This is a genomic window from Streptomyces sp. NPDC045967 (assembly GCF_056430495.1).
The window spans coordinates 13,305-30,599 of sequence record NZ_JBWKLE010000019.1; the positions used below are offsets into that span (position 1 = coordinate 13,305).

Annotated in this window: 13 protein-coding genes and 1 pseudogene; 4 read left to right on the plus strand and 10 right to left on the minus strand. The window is 74.3% G+C overall.

Features of this window, described 5'->3' with window-relative positions; all coding sequences use genetic code 11:
- Nucleotides 1-110: 110 nt before the first annotated feature.
- Nucleotides 111-1,220 carry a methyltransferase gene (locus AC07FY_RS27150; RefSeq protein WP_479011076.1) on the minus strand — a complete coding sequence of 370 codons (1,110 nt, stop codon included), beginning with the start codon at nucleotides 1,218-1,220 and terminating at the stop codon, nucleotides 111-113.
- A 35-nt stretch (nucleotides 1,221-1,255) separates the two neighbouring features.
- Complete coding sequence (locus AC07FY_RS27155; RefSeq protein WP_479011078.1) at nucleotides 1,256-2,323, minus strand: right-handed parallel beta-helix repeat-containing protein; 1,068 nt, start codon at nucleotides 2,321-2,323, stop codon at nucleotides 1,256-1,258.
- A 360-nt stretch (nucleotides 2,324-2,683) separates the two neighbouring features.
- Between AC07FY_RS27155 and AC07FY_RS27160 the strand changes: the two genes are divergently transcribed.
- Entirely contained in the window at nucleotides 2,684-6,502 is a 3,819-nt protein-coding gene (locus tag AC07FY_RS27160; RefSeq protein ID WP_479011349.1) for an nSTAND1 domain-containing NTPase, read from the plus strand.
- A 50-nt stretch (nucleotides 6,503-6,552) separates the two neighbouring features.
- On the opposite strand, the pseudogene AC07FY_RS27165 reads toward AC07FY_RS27160, so the two are convergent.
- The 7 genes and pseudogenes from AC07FY_RS27165 to AC07FY_RS27195 all read right to left on the minus strand — a co-directional run.
- A pseudogene (locus AC07FY_RS27165) lies at nucleotides 6,553-7,546 on the minus strand (hypothetical protein); the annotation flags it as partial.
- A gap of 130 nt (nucleotides 7,547-7,676) precedes the next feature.
- Nucleotides 7,677-7,871 carry a hypothetical protein gene (locus tag AC07FY_RS27170; RefSeq protein WP_479011080.1) on the minus strand — a complete coding sequence of 65 codons (195 nt, stop codon included), beginning with the start codon at nucleotides 7,869-7,871 and terminating at the stop codon, nucleotides 7,677-7,679.
- A 97-nt stretch (nucleotides 7,872-7,968) separates the two neighbouring features.
- The gene (locus AC07FY_RS27175) at nucleotides 7,969-8,628 is read right to left on the minus strand and encodes an ABC transporter ATP-binding protein (RefSeq protein WP_479011082.1); all 660 of its coding nucleotides are present in this window, start codon (nucleotides 8,626-8,628) and stop codon (nucleotides 7,969-7,971) included.
- The gene (locus AC07FY_RS27180) at nucleotides 8,621-9,511 is read right to left on the minus strand and encodes an ABC transporter ATP-binding protein (RefSeq protein ID WP_479011352.1); all 891 of its coding nucleotides are present in this window, start codon (nucleotides 9,509-9,511) and stop codon (nucleotides 8,621-8,623) included. Before AC07FY_RS27180 ends, AC07FY_RS27175 begins: the two co-directional genes overlap by 8 nt.
- Nucleotides 9,512-9,558: 47 nt before the next feature.
- A complete protein-coding gene (locus AC07FY_RS27185; RefSeq protein ID WP_479011085.1) occupies nucleotides 9,559-10,425 on the minus strand; it encodes an ABC transporter permease in 867 nt (288 codons plus the stop codon).
- The gene (locus AC07FY_RS27190) at nucleotides 10,418-11,383 is read right to left on the minus strand and encodes an ABC transporter permease (RefSeq protein ID WP_479011355.1); all 966 of its coding nucleotides are present in this window, start codon (nucleotides 11,381-11,383) and stop codon (nucleotides 10,418-10,420) included. Before AC07FY_RS27190 ends, AC07FY_RS27185 begins: the two co-directional genes overlap by 8 nt.
- Before the next feature lie 46 nt (nucleotides 11,384-11,429).
- Nucleotides 11,430-13,028, minus strand: coding sequence for an ABC transporter substrate-binding protein (locus AC07FY_RS27195; RefSeq protein ID WP_479011358.1), 1,599 nt, complete (start codon nucleotides 13,026-13,028; stop codon nucleotides 11,430-11,432).
- A gap of 183 nt (nucleotides 13,029-13,211) precedes the next feature.
- On the opposite strand from AC07FY_RS27195, the gene AC07FY_RS27200 reads away from it, so the two are divergent.
- Nucleotides 13,212-14,165 (plus strand): fibronectin type III domain-containing protein, encoded by a 954-nt coding sequence (locus tag AC07FY_RS27200; protein WP_479011088.1) that lies wholly within the window; start codon nucleotides 13,212-13,214, stop codon nucleotides 14,163-14,165.
- Nucleotides 14,166-14,228: 63 nt separating this feature from the next.
- Nucleotides 14,229-16,337: an ATP-binding protein gene (locus AC07FY_RS27205; RefSeq protein WP_479011090.1), complete on the plus strand. Its 2,109-nt coding sequence runs from the start codon at nucleotides 14,229-14,231 to the stop codon at nucleotides 16,335-16,337.
- Between the two features lie 158 nt (nucleotides 16,338-16,495).
- Here the strand turns inward: AC07FY_RS27205 and AC07FY_RS27210 are convergent, their stop codons facing one another.
- Entirely contained in the window at nucleotides 16,496-16,681 is a 186-nt protein-coding gene (locus AC07FY_RS27210) for a DUF5999 family protein (protein ID WP_479011093.1), read from the minus strand.
- Between the two features lie 155 nt (nucleotides 16,682-16,836).
- Here AC07FY_RS27210 and AC07FY_RS27215 point away from each other — a divergent pair, with 155 nt between their 5' ends.
- On the plus strand, nucleotides 16,837-17,274 hold the full coding sequence (locus AC07FY_RS27215; protein WP_479011095.1) for an SRPBCC family protein: 438 nt from the start codon (nucleotides 16,837-16,839) through the stop codon (nucleotides 17,272-17,274).
- Nucleotides 17,275-17,295 lie beyond the last annotated feature (21 nt).

Genomic DNA, 17,295 nt, shown 5'->3' on the forward strand with positions numbered 1-17,295 from the left:
CTCCAAACTGTCACCTGGCACCCCCCCCCCCGACCCCCCCCGAACCCCCCCCCCCCAAGGACCTCCCTCCGTGCCGGTCCCGGGGCGCCGTGGCGTCCGGGGGTCCCCCGTCACCCGCGGGCGGGGACGGTGCACTCGAAGGCGTGCAGGTACGCGTTGACCGGGCGGATCTCGCCGACCTCCAGACCGGCTTCCCGGATGCGGCCGAGCAGGCTGCCCTCGGTGTGCTTGGCGCCGCCCACGTTGAGCAGCAGCATCAGATCCATCGCGGTGGTGAACTTCATCGACGGGGTGTCGTCCACCAGGTTCTCGATGACGACGACCCTGGCGCCGGGGCGGGCCGCCTCGATCACGTTGCGCAGGGTCCTGCGGGTGCTGTCGTCGTCCCACTCCAGGATGTTCTTGATGAGGTAGAGGTCCGCGGCGACCGGGATGGAGTGGCGGCAGTCGCCGGGGATGATGTCGGTCCGCCCGGCGAGCGGTCCGCCGTCGCGCAGCCGGCGGTCGGCCTTCGCCACGACGCCCGGCAGGTCGAGCAGGACGCCCCGTACGGCCGGGTGCTTCTCCAGCAGGCCGGCCAGTACGTGGCCCTGGCCGCCCCCGATGTCCGCGACCACGCCGACTCCCGTGAGGTCGAGGAGTTCCGCGATGTCCCGGGCCGACTGGGTGCTGGAGGTGGTCATCGCCTGGTTGAACACCTGGGCGGATTCGTGCGCGTCCTGGTGCAGGTAGTCGAAGAAACCCTTGCCGTACAGGTCCTGGAACACGCTGCCGCCGGACCGCACCGCGTCGTCGAGACGGGGCCACGCCTGCCAGGTCCAGGGTTCGGTACACCACAGGGAGATGGCCCGAAGGCTGTGCGGATCGTCCTCGCGCAGCAGGCGGGACATCTCGGTGTGGACGAAGGCGCCCTCCGGGGTCTCCGCGAAGATCCCGTGGCAGGAGAGGGCACGCAGCAGCCGGTGCACCGGCCGGGGCGCGGCACCCACCGCCGCCGCGAGGTCCTCGGCGGTGGCGGGCGACTCCGCGAGGGCGTCGGCGACACCGAGGCGGGCGGCGGCCCGAACGGCGGCGGCGACCGCCGCGCCGAAGACGAGCTCGCGCAGCCGCATCGCCGGCTGGGGACCGGCGGCGTCGACGGGCGTGGTGATGTGGACGGCCGGGGCAGGGGCGGCGGGGGCCCTCGGGGTCGGGTGCGGAGTGGGGCTTACCGTGGTCATGCGGCCTCGATTCTCCTGATCAGCGGGAACACCGGTCAGCACATCCCCGCGGGCTGCGAGGTCTCGCACCGGTTGCCGAGGAACGTGTTGCCGGATCCCGTCCCCTGGTTGGCCAGGTCCGCCGGCTTGTTGCCCCTCACCTCGTTGTCCCTGATCACGTTGTCGGTGTTCGTGGCGCCCACGAAGCTCTTGAAGAGCAGGATTCCGCCGGACAGCGGGGAGGCGCCCACGTTGTCGCGGATCGAGTTCGACCGGATGGTCGTCTCCTCGGCACCGGTGAGGACGATGCCGGCGCCCTGGATGTCGGGGAGGCGGCTGTTGCCGCGGCAGAACTTGTTGTTCCGGTGGATGCGGTTGTTCCGGATGGTCATGTCCCCGGCGCCGGGTTCGCCCTCGTCGCCGACGACGAAGATCCCGCCGCAGTTCCCGGTCAGGACGTTGCCGTCGACGGACAGGTTGCGCACGCGCCGGACGGTGACTCCGATGCGGTTCCCGGTGAGCGTGTTGTTTCGGACGACGGCGCCGAGGGTGTCGGTGGCGCCTCCCTCGCGGTCGATGGTGTTGGCGACGAAGATGCCGGACTCGGCGTTGTCGCGGGCGGTGTTGGCGCGGAACACGCCCCGGGTGGACCGCTCCTGGGCGATGCCCCAGGTGCCGTTCTTCTCGGCGGTCACCCGCTCGACGGTCATCCGGTCGGTCCTGGAGGCCCAGATGCCGCTCTTCCTGAAGCCCTTCAACGTCAGCGACCGGATGGTCACCCGGTCGACGGTCTTCTCCGCGGCTCCTATGACGCAGATGCCGTTGCCGGTCTGTGCGCAGGGGCTCTCGGCGCGCGCGGGCAGCGTCGCGACCGGAGGCATGATCACGGTGGTGGGCCCGGAACCCCGCAGGGTGAGGGGCTTCGTGATCTGCACGCTCTCGTGGTAGGTGCCGGGGAGCACGACGATGGTGTCTCCCGGCCGTGCGGCGTCCACCGCTTCCTGGATCGATTCTCCCGAATGCACCGTGCGTCGGGCCGCGGCGGCCGAAGGCGACGCCGCGCCGAGGCCTGTGGCCATGACGACTGAGATGCATGCGAGGACCATGAGCTGTCGATTCGTCACGATGGTGAAGTTATGGGGGATCAGGTCCGCCCGCCACACCGGCTGAGCGGATGGATACCCACCGCTGGCAAACGGGCCCATTTCCAGGTCCGGACGGGTGGCTGCCCGCGCGTCGCCTTGGCGGCCGCAGCGGAGGGCCGCGGAGGGCCGGTCATTCCTGTTCTCGTCATACGAAACCGAAGGGCCGGCCGCCTGTCCGACACCGGTTGTAGCCTGGAAACCCACCGCTCCGGTGCCTGGGCGCGCACGGCCATGGGGGAAGTCTTGGGGGATTCGGACGACCGGCCGCAGGCCGGTCAGAGCCACGTGTCCGACGACGCCGGCAGCCTGCCGTTTCCCGCCCGGCTGAGACGTCTGCGGATGCAACGCGGCATGTCCCTGGCGGACCTGGCCCGGCGCACGCACTACAGCAAGGGCTACCTGAGCAAGATCGAGACGGGGGCCAAGCGCGCGACCGTGGACGTCGCCCGGCGCTGCGACGAGGTGCTCCGGGCCGACGGCGAACTGCTGCGCGGGGTGCGGGAGGCCACGCCGGCCGCTCTCGGGCCGGGCGAGGCCGGACAGCAGGCGGACCCGTCCCCGTACCGCGGTCTGCCGGCCTTCGCCGCACAGGACGCGCAGTGGTACTTCGGCCGGGAACGGGCCACGGGCGAGCTGGTCGAGCGGGTCTTCGAGCGGATCGGCAACGGCCCGCTGCTGCTGGTCGCACCCTCCGGCGCGGGCAAGTCCTCGCTGCTGAACGCGGGCCTGGTGCCGGCGCTCCGGCGGGCGGGCGGCTTTCCGATGCCGGGCGCGGACACCTGGCCGGTGGTGCGCTTCACTCCCACGGCGCATCCCCTCGACGAGCTGCTGGTGTGCACCGCGAAGGTGCTCGGGCGCGATCTCGGCCTGTCGGCCCGGGAGTTGCGCGAGCGTCCGGCGGCGCTCCTGGAAGCCGTACGCCGGCTGTCGGACGCCCACCCCGGCCCGGGCCCCGGGGGGCGAAAGGATCCGGAGCGGGAGCGGGGCCACGGCGGGGAACGGGACCACGGCGCGGAGACGGACCGGGTACCGGAGACGGACCGGGTGCCGGACGGGGACCGGGTGCCGGACGGGGACCGGGAGCCCCCACCCGTCCGACCCGTGCTGATCGTCGACCAGTTCGAGGAGCTGTTCACCCTCTGCACCGACGAGGAGGAGCGGCACGCCTTCGCCCGGACGCTGACGGCGCTGTCCACGGCCCGGCCCGGCGGCGCGGACGGGCCCGCTCCGGCCGTCGTGGTGCTCGGCGTACGGGCGGACTTCACCGGCAGCTGCCTGGACCTGCCGGACCTGGCCTCGGCCTTCGCCTCCGGGCTCTTCGTCCTGCCGCCGATGTCCCTGGCGGAGCTGCGGGAGTCCATCACGCGTCCGGCGGAGCTCGCCGGCGTCGCCCTCGAGCCGGGCCTGGTGCCCCTGCTGCTGCGCGACGCCGGCCTGCGCGAGGACACCCCCGGCCACACGCCCTCCGGCGTGCTGCCGCTGGTCTCCCACGCCCTGATGGCCACCTGGCAGCAGCGCACCGGGTCGACCCTGACGGTCGCCGGGTACGAGCGGACCGGCGGCATCCAGGGGGCGATCGCGCGGACCGCCGAGACCGTCTTCGCCCGGCTGTACCCGGCCGAGCAGCGCGCCGTCCGCCGGATCCTGGTCCGGCTGGTCCACGTCGCCGACGGCGCGGGGGCGACCCGCCGCCGGATGGACCGTACGGAGCTGCTGGAGCGGTCGTCCGATCCGCTCCGGGCCGCGGCGGCGCTCGACACCTTCGTCCGGGCCCGGCTGCTCACGGTGGACCTCGACACCGTCGAGATCACCCACGAGGCCCTGCTGCACGCGTGGCCGCGGCTGCGCGGCTGGATCCACGCCGACCGGGCCGGCCTGCTGGTCCACCAGCAGTTGGCGCACGCCGCCGCGGAATGGGACCGCGAGGACCGCGATCCCTCCGCCCTCTACCGCGGGGCACGGCTGGAGAACGCCCGGGCCTGGGCGGAGGACCTCGACGGCAGGAGCCGGCTCGGCCCGCTCGAGGAGGACTTCCTGCGGGCCGGGCAGGCCGCGCAGGAGGCCCGCGAGCGGCAGGCCAGGCGGCAGGTGCGGTTGCGGCAGCGGCTGCTGGCCACGCTCGTGGTGCTGCTGGTGCTGGCCGTGGGCGCAGGCGGGCTGGCGTACGAGCAGCGGGCGGGCGCGCTCGGCCAGGAGCGCGTCGCCCGCTCGCGGGCGCTCGCCCTGCAGTCCGCCTCGCTGGCGGCGGGCCAGCCCGAGCGGTCGATGCGGCTCGCCGCGGAGGCCTACCGGACCTCGCCGACCACCGAGGCCCGCGGGGCGCTGCTGAGCACCCAGGCGCAGCCGTTCGTCGCCCGGCTCGGCGGGCACGGCGGTCCGGTGAACGCGGTGGCCTTCGCCCCGGTGGGCGGCGAGCTGGCGACGGCCAGTTCGGACGGCACGGTCACCTTGCGGCGGGTGGCGGACCACCGCACGACGGCTTCGTTCACGCTGCCCGGGCGGGTGCGGGCGGTCGGTTTCAGCCCCGACGGCCGCATCCTCGCGGCCACTTCCACGGACGGTCCCGCCCGGCTGTGGGACGTGGCCGGCCGGCGGACGGCGGCGGTCCTGGGGCCGCAGACCACCGGCGCCCGGGCGGTGGCCTTCGCCCCGGACGGGCGGACCCTGGCCGTCGCCTCTCCCGAGGGCACCGTCCGGCTGTGGGAGACCTCGGGTGAGTACCGGTCGGTGACCTCCTTGGAAGGCCACACGGGGCGGGTCAACGCGCTGGCCTTCGCACCGGACGGCCGCACGCTCGTCTCGGCCGGGGCCGACCGGACCGTGCGCCTGTGGGATCCGGCGGGGGTCCGCCCGCCGGCCGTCCTCGACGGGCACACGGACGAGGTGCTGGGGGCGGCGTTCGCGCCGGACGGGCAGAGCGTCGCCACGGGGGGCGTCGACCGGACCGTGCGGCTGTGGGACGTGGCGGGGCGCCGGACGACCGCGATGCTGTCGGGGCACAGCGACGACGTCAACGGAGTGGCGTACACGCCCGACGGGACGACGGTGGTCAGCGCGGGCGGCGACGGCACGACCCGGCTGTGGGACGTGCGCGCCGGACGGCTGACGGCGACCTTGGCCGGGCACACCGACTACGTGCTCGGCGCGGCCGTGGACCCGGCCGGGACGCTGCTGGCCACGGCCGGCTTCGACCAGTCGGTGGTGCTGTGGGACCTGCGCGGACAGGTGCTGACGTCGCGGCCGTTCAGCGAGGTGTGGCACGCCGCGTACAGCCCCGACGGAGGACTGCTGGCCACCGCCGAGGCGGATCACGCGGTGCGGCTGTGGGACGTGCCGGGGCAGCGGGTGGTGGCCGTGTTCACCGGGCACACCGAGACCGTGTTCTCGGTGGCGTTCGCGCCCGACGGGCGGACCCTGGCCTCGGCCGGCTCCGACGGCACGATCCGGCTGTGGGACCTCGCCGCGCGCGGGCCCGCCGGCACCCTCACCGGCCAGGGAGGCACCCTCTTCTCCGTCGCCTTCTCCCCCGACGGGCGCACCCTCGCCTCGGCCGGTTCGGACGGCACGGTGCGGCTGTGGGACGTGGCGGCGCGCAGCGCACTCGCCGTGCTGTCCGGGCACACGGACTTCGCCAACGACGTGGCGTTCAGCCCCGACGGGCGCACCCTGGCGAGCGCCGGCGACGATCTGACGGTACGGGTGTGGGACGTGGCCGGGCACCGGCAGCTGGCCGCGCTCACCGGCCACACCGGGGCGGTGCGGGGGGTGGCCTTCAGCCCGGACGGCCGGACCCTGGCCAGCAGCGGCAACGACGGGACGGTCCGGTTGTGGGACGCCCGCCGGCGCCGTTTCGAGGCGGCGCTGTCCGGCCACACCGGCTCGGCGCGGGGCATCGCCTTCTCGCCCGACGGGCTGACCCTGGCGAGCAGCGGCAACGACCGCACGGTGCGGCTGTGGGACGTGGCCGGCCGGCGTCCGGTGGCCGCGCTGTCCGGGCACACCAGCGCGGTGTGGGGGGTGGCCTTCTCCCCCGACCGCCGCACGGTGGCGAGCAGCAGCACCGACGGCACCGTACGGCTGTGGAGCGTGGACCCCGGGGCCCGGCTGGCGGAGATCTGCCGGCTCTCCCCCGGCCGGGGATGCGGACCCGGCCGCTGATCCGCCCCGCGCGGCCCGGACGCGGGGCGGGCCTTCAGGAACCGCCGTCGCCCGTCGGGCCCGAGGGTGATCGGCGCCCAGTTGTTGTCGTAGAGCGGGCCGGTGCCGGTGAGCTGCCGCCAGCGCCGTTCACCGGTGCGGAAGTCCACCGCGGTGAGGTACCAGGCGTCGATGCCCCAGGAGTGGGGCTCCTTCTCGTAGAAGTAGAGGAGGCCGTTGGCGGTGAGAGCTTGGGGACGACGGAAGGTGCGCGGACGGGGCTCCGCCAGACCGTGTCGCAGCCGCTGCCGTCGGCGCGCACGTCGATGCGGGCCGCGCCGCCGACGACGGACTTGCCGAGCAGCAGGGTGGTGACGTTCTCGTAGCCGTAGTTGTTCTCGACGACGATGCTGTTGCCCCAGGTGATCAGGGAGTTGTCGGTGGTGGAGGCGCCGGAGCCGAACACCGGCACCTTGCACACGAGCCGCCGGTCGGCCGGGACGTCCGCGCCGCGCCGGTAGACCAGGACGTTCATCCGGTCGTCGGCGTTGTCGGTGATGGCGACGTAGCCGTCGCCGAAGAGGTCGAGGGTGGTGCCCGAACCCTGGTTCACGGAGCCGGGCTTGGCGCCGGTACCGCGGTCGTAGGTCTGGCGCCACAGGATTTCGGGGGTGCCGTCGGCGGCGGCGCGGAAGCTGTAGAGCGCGTGGTCGGAGACCGGCCGCCGGAGTCGAAGGTGGCGGTGGCGCACTCACCGCCGAGTGCGGCGATCTTCCGGCTGGTCACCCGGGGGGCGTCGCCAAGTGGCCCGGACCACGGGGAGGTGGCGCTGCCGGCGGCATCGGAGTGCGTGCCGCTGCGGCCGCCCGGGGCCAGGAAGGGGTGCTGGGGCGGAGCTTGGCCGGGCAGCGGAGCGGGGACCGCGGCGGCCCCGTCGTACTGGCTGACCAGGCGGTGGCCGGGGGTCTTGGGTATCTCCTCGGCCTGGGCGGGCGTGACCCCGTACATCACCGTGAACACGGCGACGACCGGCGCCACGGCGCAGTTCAGGGCTCTTCGGAACATCCGGGCTGCCTCCACGTCTCCTCGGCACTGCTGACGTTGCGTCTGATGTCGCGCCGCGGCCGGACGCTAGATCGCGGTGCCCGAGGAGTCCATGCGGGAGCCGGATGATTCACGAACGCGCAACAGTGGCTCAGGGCTTCAGGCCGGAGACCAGGTTCGCGGTGGCCGTCAGACCGTCGTGGATGGTCGCCGCCATGCTGCTGCTCGCGAGGTAGAAGCCGAGCAGCACGCAGACGACGGCGTGCGAGAACTTCAGGCCGCCGCCGCGCAGGAAGATCCAGGCGAGGATGAGGAGCAGGACGACCACGGAGAGCGAAATCACCATCGAAACCTCCTTACTCGCCGCATGGTGGCGCAGGGAGGGGTGCGGTCGGGCGAAAGACGTGTCGGCCGTACGGGTGTTGACCGTCCGTGACGGGCGGTCAGTCCTTGACGATCTCGCTCCAGTGGGTGGTGCGGTCGCACCAGCGCTCCAGCAGGACCGGGTCGTGGCCCACGGCGAGGAGGCCCGCCCCGGTCTCGGCGCGGTACTCCTCGACCACTCCGACCAGGGCGGCCGTGGTGGAGGCGTCCAGCATCGCGGTCATCTCGTCGCAGACCAGCCAGCGCGGCCGGAGCACCAGGGCCCGGGCCAGGCAGGCGCGTTGCAGCTGGCCGTCACTGACCTCGTGGGGGCGGCGCGCCAGCAGATCGGGACCGAGACCGACACGCCGCGTCAACTCGGCGACGCGTTCGAGCACTTCCCCACGGCGTCCGGTGGCCCGGAGGGGCTCGGCGATGAGGTCGGCGAGCCGCAGCCGGGGGTCCGCGGAGAGCCGGGGCTGCTGGAAGACGACACCCACGGCGATCCGCAGGGAGCGCGGGGCCCGGTGGCGGAAGCCCGTCACCGGGCGGCCGTCGAGGGACACCGTCCCCCGGTCGGGGCGGTGCAGCAGGGCGGCGACCCGGGCGAGGGTCGACTTGCCGCAGCCGCTCGGGCCCAGCAGGCCGAGGGATTCGCCGGGGCGCAGGGTCAGGTGAGCTCCGCGGACGACGGGGGCGCGGCGGTCGTAGCCCGCGGTGACGGCGTCGAGTTCAAGCATGGTGGCAGGCCACCCCTTCGGTGAGCAGGGGGAGCCGTGCGCGGCAGTCCCGGTCGGCGGAGGGGCAGCGGGCGGCGAAGGCGCAGCCCGGCGGCAGCGCGCCGAGCTCGGGCGGGGTGCCGGGGATCGGTGTGAAGGCGCGTTCGGGGAGGGCGTCGAGCAGGCCGCGGGCGTAGGGGTGACGGGGTCCGGGTGCGCCGAAGAAGGGTGTGGCCGGGGCGAGTTCCACGATCCGTCCGGCGTACATGACGGCGACGGTGTCGGCGATGCGCTCGGCTGCCGCGAGGTCGTGTGTGATCAGCAGCAGGGCCCGGCCGGTGCCGCGGGTGTGGGAGCGCAGTTCGTCGACGGTGCGGTGGACGAGCTCCCGGTCCAGTCCGGTGGTCGGTTCGTCCGCCAGGAGCAGGGGTGCGTCGCCGACCAGGGCGAGGGCGGTGGCCGCCCGCTGGGCGAGTCCGCCGGAGAGCTGGTGGGGGTGGTGGTCGAGGTGGCTCGCGGGGAAGGCGGCCCGTGCCGCGGCCGTCTCCGCGGCCCCGCGCAGCGCCGCCTTCGGGACCGGGGCCAGTTCCCGGACGGTCTCCTCCAGCTGGGCCCGGATCGTGCGGACGGGGGTGAGGTGTGCGGCGGGGCTCTGCGGGACCAGGCCGATGCGGCGGCCCCGTACCGCCCGGGCCAGGGTCCGCTCGTCCGCGGCGAGCACGTCCGGACCGCCGGCGAGCCGCGCGGACCCGGAGGTCTCGGCGTTGCCGGGGAGCAGCCCGAGCAGCGCGGAGGCCAGCACGGACTTGCCGCAGCCGCTCTCGCCGACGAGGGCGAGGCACTGGCCGGGGCGGAGGTCGAAACTCGCGTCGGTGACGGCTTCGACGAAGCGGCCGCCGGGCATCGCGAACCGGACGGAGAGGTGCTCGACGCGGAGCACGGGCGGTGGGGTCACAGGGTCAGCTCCGAGCGGCGCCGGGGGTTCAGGCGGTCGCGCCAGGCGCCCGCGAGCCCGGCGATCGCCAGCGTCGGGATGATGAGGAGGAGGCCGGGGAAGGCCGTGGGCCACCAGTCGCCGGCGAGCAGCGAGCCGCGCGCCGTCTGCACCAGGTTGCCGAGGCTGGCCTGGTGGGACGGCAGGCCCAGGCCCAGGAAGGACAGGGCCGACTCGTGCCACATCGCGTGCGGGACCATGAGCACCGCGGCGAGGCCCGCCTGCGGCAGGACGCCCGGCACCAGGTGGCGTACGGCGACCCGCCACCGCGAGGCGCCGCCCGACACGGCGGCGTCCACGAAGGGGCGGCCGCGCAGCGAGAGCACCTCCGCCCGGACGATGCGTGCGGTGGACAGCCAGTGGGTCACGGCGACGGAGACCACAACGGGCCAGACCCCCGGGCGGAACATCGCGACGATGAAGATCCCCAGCAGCAGGTGCGGGATGGCGGACAGCGTGTCCACGGCCCGCATGGCGACGCGGTCCACCCAGCCGCCGAGCGACCCCGCGGCCGCGCCGACGGCCGTGCCGATGACGGTGGCCACGAGCGCCGCGACCAGGCCGACCAGCAGGGAGACCCGCAGGCCGTACACGCAGCGCAGCAGCAGGTCCCGCCCGACGTCGTCGGTGCCGAAGGGATGGGCCCAGGACGGCGGCAGGAGTTTTGCCGACAAGTCGACCGCCTGCTGGTCCAGTGGGACGAGCACCGGGACGAGCAGCACGGCCAGCACGATCACGGCCGCGGTCACCGCCGAGGCGCGGACGCGCAGGGTGCGCGTCGAGCGCCGGGCCCGCCCCCGCGGGTGCCGGATCGCCTCAGCCATCGAAGCCCACCCTCGGGTCCGCCAGCCCGTACAGCAGGTCGGACAGCAGGTTCCCCGCCAGTACGGCGGCCGTGGCCAGCACCGTCAACGCGGCCAGCAGCGGGAAGTCCACCGAGGTGGCGGCCCGGACGGTGGCCGCCGCGACGCCCGGCCAGCTGAAGACGGTCTCCACCAGCAGCGCGCCGGTGATCAGTTCCGGTACCCGGGAGCCGACCAGCGTCAGCATCGGCAGCATGCCCGAGCGCAGTCCGTGCCCGATCAGGACGGTCCGCGGTGCGAGCCCCCGGGCGCGGGCGCCGCGTACGGGGTCCTCCGCCAGCGCGTCGGCCACGCCCTGGCGGACGTAGAGGAAGAACCAGGGGAGCTGGGAGACCCCCAGCACCAGCGCGGGGAGCACCAGGTGGGTGGCGACCTGGCCGGGGGTGACCGTGTCGCTGCCCGCGTCCGTCAGGCCGCCCGAGGGCAGCACCCCGAGCCGTACGGAGAAGAACCAGATGGCCAGCAGCCCGAGCCAGAAGGCGGGGGCTGCTTCCAGGGTGTAGGCGAGCGAAGAGGCGCAACGGTCCAGCGGGCCGCCCTGGCGGCGGGCGGCGAGCACCCCGAGCGCCGTGCCGGCCAGGACCGCGACGGCGAAGGCGCAGCCGGCGAGCAGCGCCGACCAGCCGACCCGTTCGGCGATGACGTCGGCGACGGGCTGGCGCATCACGGTGGAGGTCCCGAGGTCGCCGGTGAGGGCGGAGGTGAGCCAGTCCCACCAGCGGGCGGCGAGCGGCTGGTCGACGCCGAGATTGGCTCCCAGCTGGTCGAGCTGCTCCTGCGAGGCGGTGAGGCCGGCGGTGCCGGCGTAGGCCTTCACGGGGTCGAAGGGGGACATCGCGGCGATGGCGAAGACCCCGAAGGTGACGACGAGCAGGACGGGGACGGCGGACAGGGTCCGCCGTCCGGCCATGCGCGCCATCGGCCCCCAGGGGAGGCGGGCGGAGCGGGGGGTCACGGGGTGCGGCTCACTTCTGCTTCGGCTTCCAGCTCTCGACGTTCCACCAGGGGCCGGAGCCGAGGCCGTGGTCGTGGGGTTCGACCTGCGTGGTCAGCCCCTCCCACTTCGCGTTGACGACGTACAGGTGGTCGATGTGGGTGAGGAAGACGTAGCCCGGGTCCTTCACGAGCTCGCGCTGGACGGTGTCGTACGCGGCCTTGCGCGCGGCGGGGTCGCCGCTGCGGCGCCCGTCGAGGAGGGCGGCGTCCACGGCCGGGTTGTCATAGCGCGCCATGTTGTTGAAGCCGTCGCCGCCGAGCGAGGAGGTCAGCAGCTGGTACTGGTCGAAGTCGGGGTCGGCCGGCGAGCCGCCGCCGGCGAGGACGGCCTCGGTCTTCATCCGCGGCTCGATCACCTCCCAGGTGCCGGCCCGGGTCGTGATCTCGACGCCGGCCTTCCTGGCGTCGGAGGCGAAGGCCAGGGCGTGGTCCTGGCGGATCTTGTCGCCGGAGGTGTACCAGAGCGGGAAGGCGGCGCGGACCCCGTCCTTGACGCGGATCCCGTCCGCGCCGGCCCGCCAGCCGGCGTCGTCGAGGAGCTGCTTCGCCCGGTCGAGGTCGTGGGCGCGCTCGGTCCCGGCGGTGAACCAGGGGCTGCCGACCGGGACGGGGCCGTAGGCGGCCTTGCCCGCGCCGTCCAGGAGCCGGCCGACCATGGCCTCGCGGTCGACGGCGATGTCCAGCGCCCGGCGGACGGCGGGGTCGCCGGTGACCTTGTGGTGCGTCGGCAGGGTCACGGTGCGGTAGTCGAAGGTCTTGGCCGCGTACGTCGTGCGCGTCTTGTCCCCGGCGAAGCCCTGGGCGAGGTTCGGCGGCAGGACCGCCCCGTCCAGCTCGCCGGAGCGCAGCCGGGTGGCGCGGACGTCGTCGTCCTTGATGACGGCCATGGTGAACTTCTTGACCGCCGGTTCACCGCCCCAGTAGCGGGGGTTGGCCTTGAAGCCGAGCTTCTCGCCCTTGGACCAGGCCGTCAGCACGTACGGCCCGGTGCCGACGGGGTGGGTGGTGAAGTCGCCGCTGTTGACGTCCTGGGCGCCCGCGATGTGCTCGGGGGCGATCGGCAGCACGGTGCGCTCGGCGAACGGCGCGTAGGGGTACTTCAGCGAGAAGACCACCGTGTCCTCGCCTCGCGCCTCGACGCCCGCGATGGCGTCCAGTTCGGTCTTGCAGGCGTTGTTCGTCTTCGGGTCGAGGATGGTGCGGTAGGTGAAGACGACGTCCTTGGCGGAGAAGGGCGCCCCGTCGCTGAACTGCACGCCCCGACGCAGCCGGTAGGTGTAGGTGAGCCCGTCCGCGGAGATCTCGGGCAGGGCTTCGGCGAGCGCCGGCTTCAGGCGCATGTCGGCGTCATGCGCGAGGAGCCCGTCGAAGATCTTGGAGTTGCCGTCCTTGCCGTAGCCGAGCAGCGGGCTCAGGCTCTCCGGCTCCGTCGCGATGCCGACGACGGCGGAGTCGGCGCCTCCCGTTCCGGCGGCGCCCCCGGCGGGGTTCGCGCAGGCCGCGAGGCCCGTGATGAGTGCGGCGGCCAGCGTCGCCGTGGCCATTCCCCGTACCGTCCGGGCCGTCATGCGGTGCACATCCCTGTTCGCCATTCATCGTAATTGCAAAGCGCTCGCAATAGTGCCAGACGGTAGCCGAGGCCGACGAACCGGGTCGGGTGGGCGGCCGCGGGCGCAGGGGTCTTGCCCGGTCGGCGCCGCGCATGCCATATATGTCTAGACCTTTACGCGGAAGCGGAGGAAGGCATTCCCGTGCGACGCACCACCCACCTGCTCGTGCTCGGCCTCTCGCTCGGCGGCCTGACCGTGTGCGCCGGCTGCACCGCGTCCGACACCGAGCCGCCGCCCGCGCCCGCCGGGCTCACGGCCCGGGCCTCCAGCTCCAGCACCGTGCACGTGATGTGGGAGGCGGCCGCGGAGGGCGACGGGGTGCGCGCCTACCAGGTCTTCGAGGGCGGCCGCATGGTCCGCGAACTCCCCGCCGGCAAGACCATGGTGGACGTGACCGGCCTCGCCCCGCAGACCGGCTACGCCTTCACGGTCCGCGCCAGGGACGCGGCCGGGAACCTCTCGGGGCCGGGCCCGGAGGTCCGCGCGACCACACCGGCGGCCCGGGCCGAGGACCTCCGGGCCCCGACCGCCCCGGCGGCGGCCACCGCCCGGGCCACCGGACCCCGCGCCGCCTGGGTGTCCTGGTCGGCCGCCACGGACGACACGGGCGTGACGGCGTACGACGTCTACCAGGGCGGGGTCCGGATCCACACCGCGGGGCCCGGTGAGAGCGGCACCGCACTGGGCGGCCTCCAACCCGACACGGTGTACACCTTCACGGTGCGGGCGCGGGACGGTGCGGACAACTCCTCCCCCGACTCCCCCGCGGTGGACGTGACCACCCCGCCCGCCTCGGGCGGCGGACCGGGCACCGCACCCGACGCCTTCACCGCGAGCGCCTCGCCCGGGACGGTCACCCTCGGCTGGACCCCGCCGGACACCGGCCGGGAGACCGACGAGTACGAGCTGTACGTCAACGGACGTCCCACCACCGTCCTGCAGTTCGGCAAGGGCGCCGTGCCCAGCGGACGGGCGGAACACCGGATCACGGTGACCGAGCCGGCCGGTACGGTGTGGACCGTGAAGCTGCGCGCCCGGCTCCCGGACGGGAACTGGGGTGCCTTCTCGGCGGAGCGGACCGTCACCCTCGCGTGAGAACCGGACAGCGATCCTGGCCGAACGGCACTGCCGTGAAAGAAGATCACGCACAATACATCCGTGTTCGGTGAGTACTCGGTCAACAACAGCCAGGCGGGTTCCACGGGCGGCGGCCCTGAGCCAGACTCGGTCGCCGTGCCGGGAAACCTGCCGCCGGAATCGGCGAGCTTCGTCGGCCGGGTGTCCGAACTGGGGCTCCTGGACCGCCTGCTGAGCGAGGGAAGGCTGATCTCCCTCACCGGTGTGGGTGGCGTGGGCAAGTCCCGGCTCGCCCTGCGGGCCGCCGCCGCGGCCGCCCGGGCGGGCCGCCGGCGCGACGGCGTCTGGTGGGTGGAGCTGTCACCGCTGCGCGACCCCGCACTGCTCACCGCGACCGTCGCCCACGCCCTCGGTCTCGCCGACCGTTCGCCGCAGCCTCTCGACGAGGAGCTGTGCGCGTGGATGGCCGACAAGGAGCTCCTCCTCGTCCTCGACAGCTGCGAGCACCTGGTGCCCACCTGCCGCCGCCTGGTGGCCGAACTCCTGCAGTCCGCCCCGGGGCTGACGGTCCTGGCGACCTCCCGGGAACCGCTCGGCTCCCCCGGCGAGGAGGTCCTCGAGATCCGGCCGCTGCCCTGCGCGGGGCCCGACAGCGACGCCCTCGCCCTCTTTCGCGCCCGCTCCCTCGCCGCGACCGCGGAGGCGGCGGCCGCCTTCGCGGATCCCGGCCGGAACGCGCTCGCCGCCGAGCTGTGCCGCCGCCTCGACGGAATCCCGCTCGCCCTGGAACTGGCCGGCGCCCGGATGCGGCTGTGGACGCTGGAGCAGATGGCCGAGCGGATCGGCCGGCGCTTCGACGTGCTCGCCGGCGGACGGGCCGCCCTCGCCCCCAGGCACCGGACGATGAGGACGGCGATCGGCTGGAGCCACGAGCTGTGCGAGCCGCTGGAGCGGCTGCTGTGGGCCCGCCTCTCGGTCTTCACGGGCGACTTCGACATCGCCGCGGCCCGCGCCGTCTGCGCCGGCGGCCCGCTGCCCGCCGCCCGGGTGGAGCGGACCCTGGCGGGCCTGGTCGCCAAGTCGGTGGTCCGGCGCAGCGAGGAGCGGGGCGCCGGGGCCCGGTACCGCATGCTGGACACCATCCGCGAGTACGGCCGCGACTGGCTCCGCGAGCTCGGCGAGGCGCGGATCACCGCCGACCGGCACGCCCACTGGTACGCGGCGCTCTCCCAGGCCGCCGACCGCGGCTGGCTGGGCCGGGGCCAGGTGGACTGGTGCCGCAGGATGACCGCCGAGCACGCGCAGCTGCGCACGGCGCTGGAGCACCTGCTCGGCTCCGACCCGGTGGCGGCGCTGGAGATGGCGGGGGCGCTGTGGTTCCACTGGTTCGCGTGCGGGCACGTGCACGAGGGGCGGGCCTTCCTGGAGCGGGCCCTGGCGTCCACCCTGCCCGCCGGCGCCGCCTACAACCAGGCCCTGTGGGCCCTCGGGCTGACCGCCCTGCTCCAGGGCGACCTGGAGACCGCCCAGCGGATCGGGGCGGAGTGCGCGAAGGGCGCGGCCCGTCTCGCGGACCCGGAACGGGAGCTGCGCGCGGCCTATCTGCACGCGGTGTCGCTGCTGATGCCGGGCGACCCCGTACGGGCCCTGTCGCTGGCCGGTCCGAGGGCGCGGGCCGGGCACGGCGGGCGGACCAGCGGCGCCGGCTGGCTGCTGTGCAAACTGGCGACGGGTTATGCCCTCTGCGACCTCGGGCGCTTCGACGAGGCGGCGCGGGAAGCGCTGTCGCTGCGGGATGCCTGCACGGAGCTGGGCGAGCGGTGGCTGCGGGCGTACGCCGACTACATCCTCGCGATGGCCGCGCAGGGCCTGGGCGACCACGGGGAGGCGGCCCGGCACGTGCGGGCCATGCTGTCGGGCAAGCGGTTGCTCGGCGACCGCTTCGGCATCGCGCTCGGGCTCGACCTGCTGGCCGCGGCGGTGGCGGGGCTGGGTGACGGCGAGCTGGCGGCGCGGTTGCTGGGCACCGGGCACGCCTGGTGGCGCACGGTCGGCCGGCCGCAGATGGGAGGCTCCCCCTCGCTCACAGCCCTTCGGGACCAGGGTGAGCGGCAGGCGAGGGCGTCGATCGGGGACGCCGCCTACGAGGCGGCGTTCCGGGGCGGCGCGGCGGCGGCGCCCACCGGCTGATCGAGTGCCGGTGGACGGCCGGGCGGATGGCCTGGCGCGGTCGGTGCTCCCGTCAGTACGGGAGGGCTCTGCCCGACGGTGTGCGCAGGTCCAGGTCTCGGGGAGCGGGCTTGGGGACGGGCTTGCGGATCAGCTGCTGGCGCATGCTGCCTCCTGGCTCAGACCAGGGCCGGGCGGCGGGGTCCCACCGTCTGGCCGTCGGGGAGCAGTTCACCGGTGTCGTCGAAGACCATGACCCCGTTGCACAGCAGGCTCCAGCCCTGTTCGGGGTGGGAGGCCACCGTGCGGGCGGCGTCGTGGTCGGCGCTGTCGGCGGGCGGGCAGGGGGGCTGGTGGGAGCACATGGCGCACCTCCTCGCAGAGTGGGGCGGGAGGGCCGGTGGTCACCCGGTCGAATCCGCGATCCACAGTGGCGGTGAGTATTGCCGATCGCCACCCCCGGGCGGAACCCATATTCGAGGTCCAGTTCACGGTGTGTATGCCCGATTACCATGCGCTCATGCCCGCTATCCGGATCGTTCACCGCACCTCCCTCGATCCGTCGGCCGCCTGGTCCCGGCTGACGGACTGGGAACGCCACGGCGACCGCGTCCCGCTCACCCGGACGATCCTGGAGACGGCGCCCCCGACAGGGGCCGGAACGGTCTTCACGGCGCGGACGGCCGTGGCCGGGATCACGTGCGACGACCCGATGGAGGTCGTGGAGTGGCAACCCCCCGCGGAGGGCGGGGACGGGTTCGTCCGGTTGGTGAAACGCGGCCGCACGGTGACGGGCTGGGCGGAGATCGAGGTCCGCGGCCTGCCGGGCGGTGGCAGCGAGGTCCGGTGGCGCGAGGAGCTGCGCGTGCGCGGCCTTCCCCGCGCACTGGATCCCGCGTTGGCGCTGGCCGGCCGGCTGCTCTTCGCGCGTGTCGTGCGCGGCCTGTTGCGCCGTTAGGGTTCCTCCGTCACCGACCGG

What these genes read in the sequence shown, in the direction of transcription:
- AC07FY_RS27150 (WP_479011076.1), bottom strand. Translation starts at nt 1,220, where the DNA reads ATGACCACGGTAAGCCCCACTCCGCACCCGACCCCGAGGGCCCCCGCC.
- AC07FY_RS27160 (WP_479011349.1), top strand. Translation starts at nt 2,684, where the DNA reads ATGCAACGCGGCATGTCCCTGGCGGACCTGGCCCGGCGCACGCACTAC.
- AC07FY_RS27170 (WP_479011080.1), bottom strand. Translation starts at nt 7,871, where the DNA reads ATGGTGATTTCGCTCTCCGTGGTCGTCCTGCTCCTCATCCTCGCCTGG.
- AC07FY_RS27175 (WP_479011082.1), bottom strand. Translation starts at nt 8,628, where the DNA reads ATGCTTGAACTCGACGCCGTCACCGCGGGCTACGACCGCCGCGCCCCC.
- AC07FY_RS27180 (WP_479011352.1), bottom strand. Translation starts at nt 9,511, where the DNA reads ATGCCCGGCGGCCGCTTCGTCGAAGCCGTCACCGACGCGAGTTTCGAC.
- AC07FY_RS27185 (WP_479011085.1), bottom strand. Translation starts at nt 10,425, where the DNA reads ATGGCTGAGGCGATCCGGCACCCGCGGGGGCGGGCCCGGCGCTCGACG.
- AC07FY_RS27190 (WP_479011355.1), bottom strand. Translation starts at nt 11,383, where the DNA reads ATGGCGCGCATGGCCGGACGGCGGACCCTGTCCGCCGTCCCCGTCCTG.
- AC07FY_RS27195 (WP_479011358.1), bottom strand. Translation starts at nt 13,028, where the DNA reads ATGACGGCCCGGACGGTACGGGGAATGGCCACGGCGACGCTGGCCGCC.
- AC07FY_RS27210 (WP_479011093.1), bottom strand. Translation starts at nt 16,681, where the DNA reads ATGTGCTCCCACCAGCCCCCCTGCCCGCCCGCCGACAGCGCCGACCAC.
- AC07FY_RS27215 (WP_479011095.1), top strand. Translation starts at nt 16,837, where the DNA reads ATGCCCGCTATCCGGATCGTTCACCGCACCTCCCTCGATCCGTCGGCC.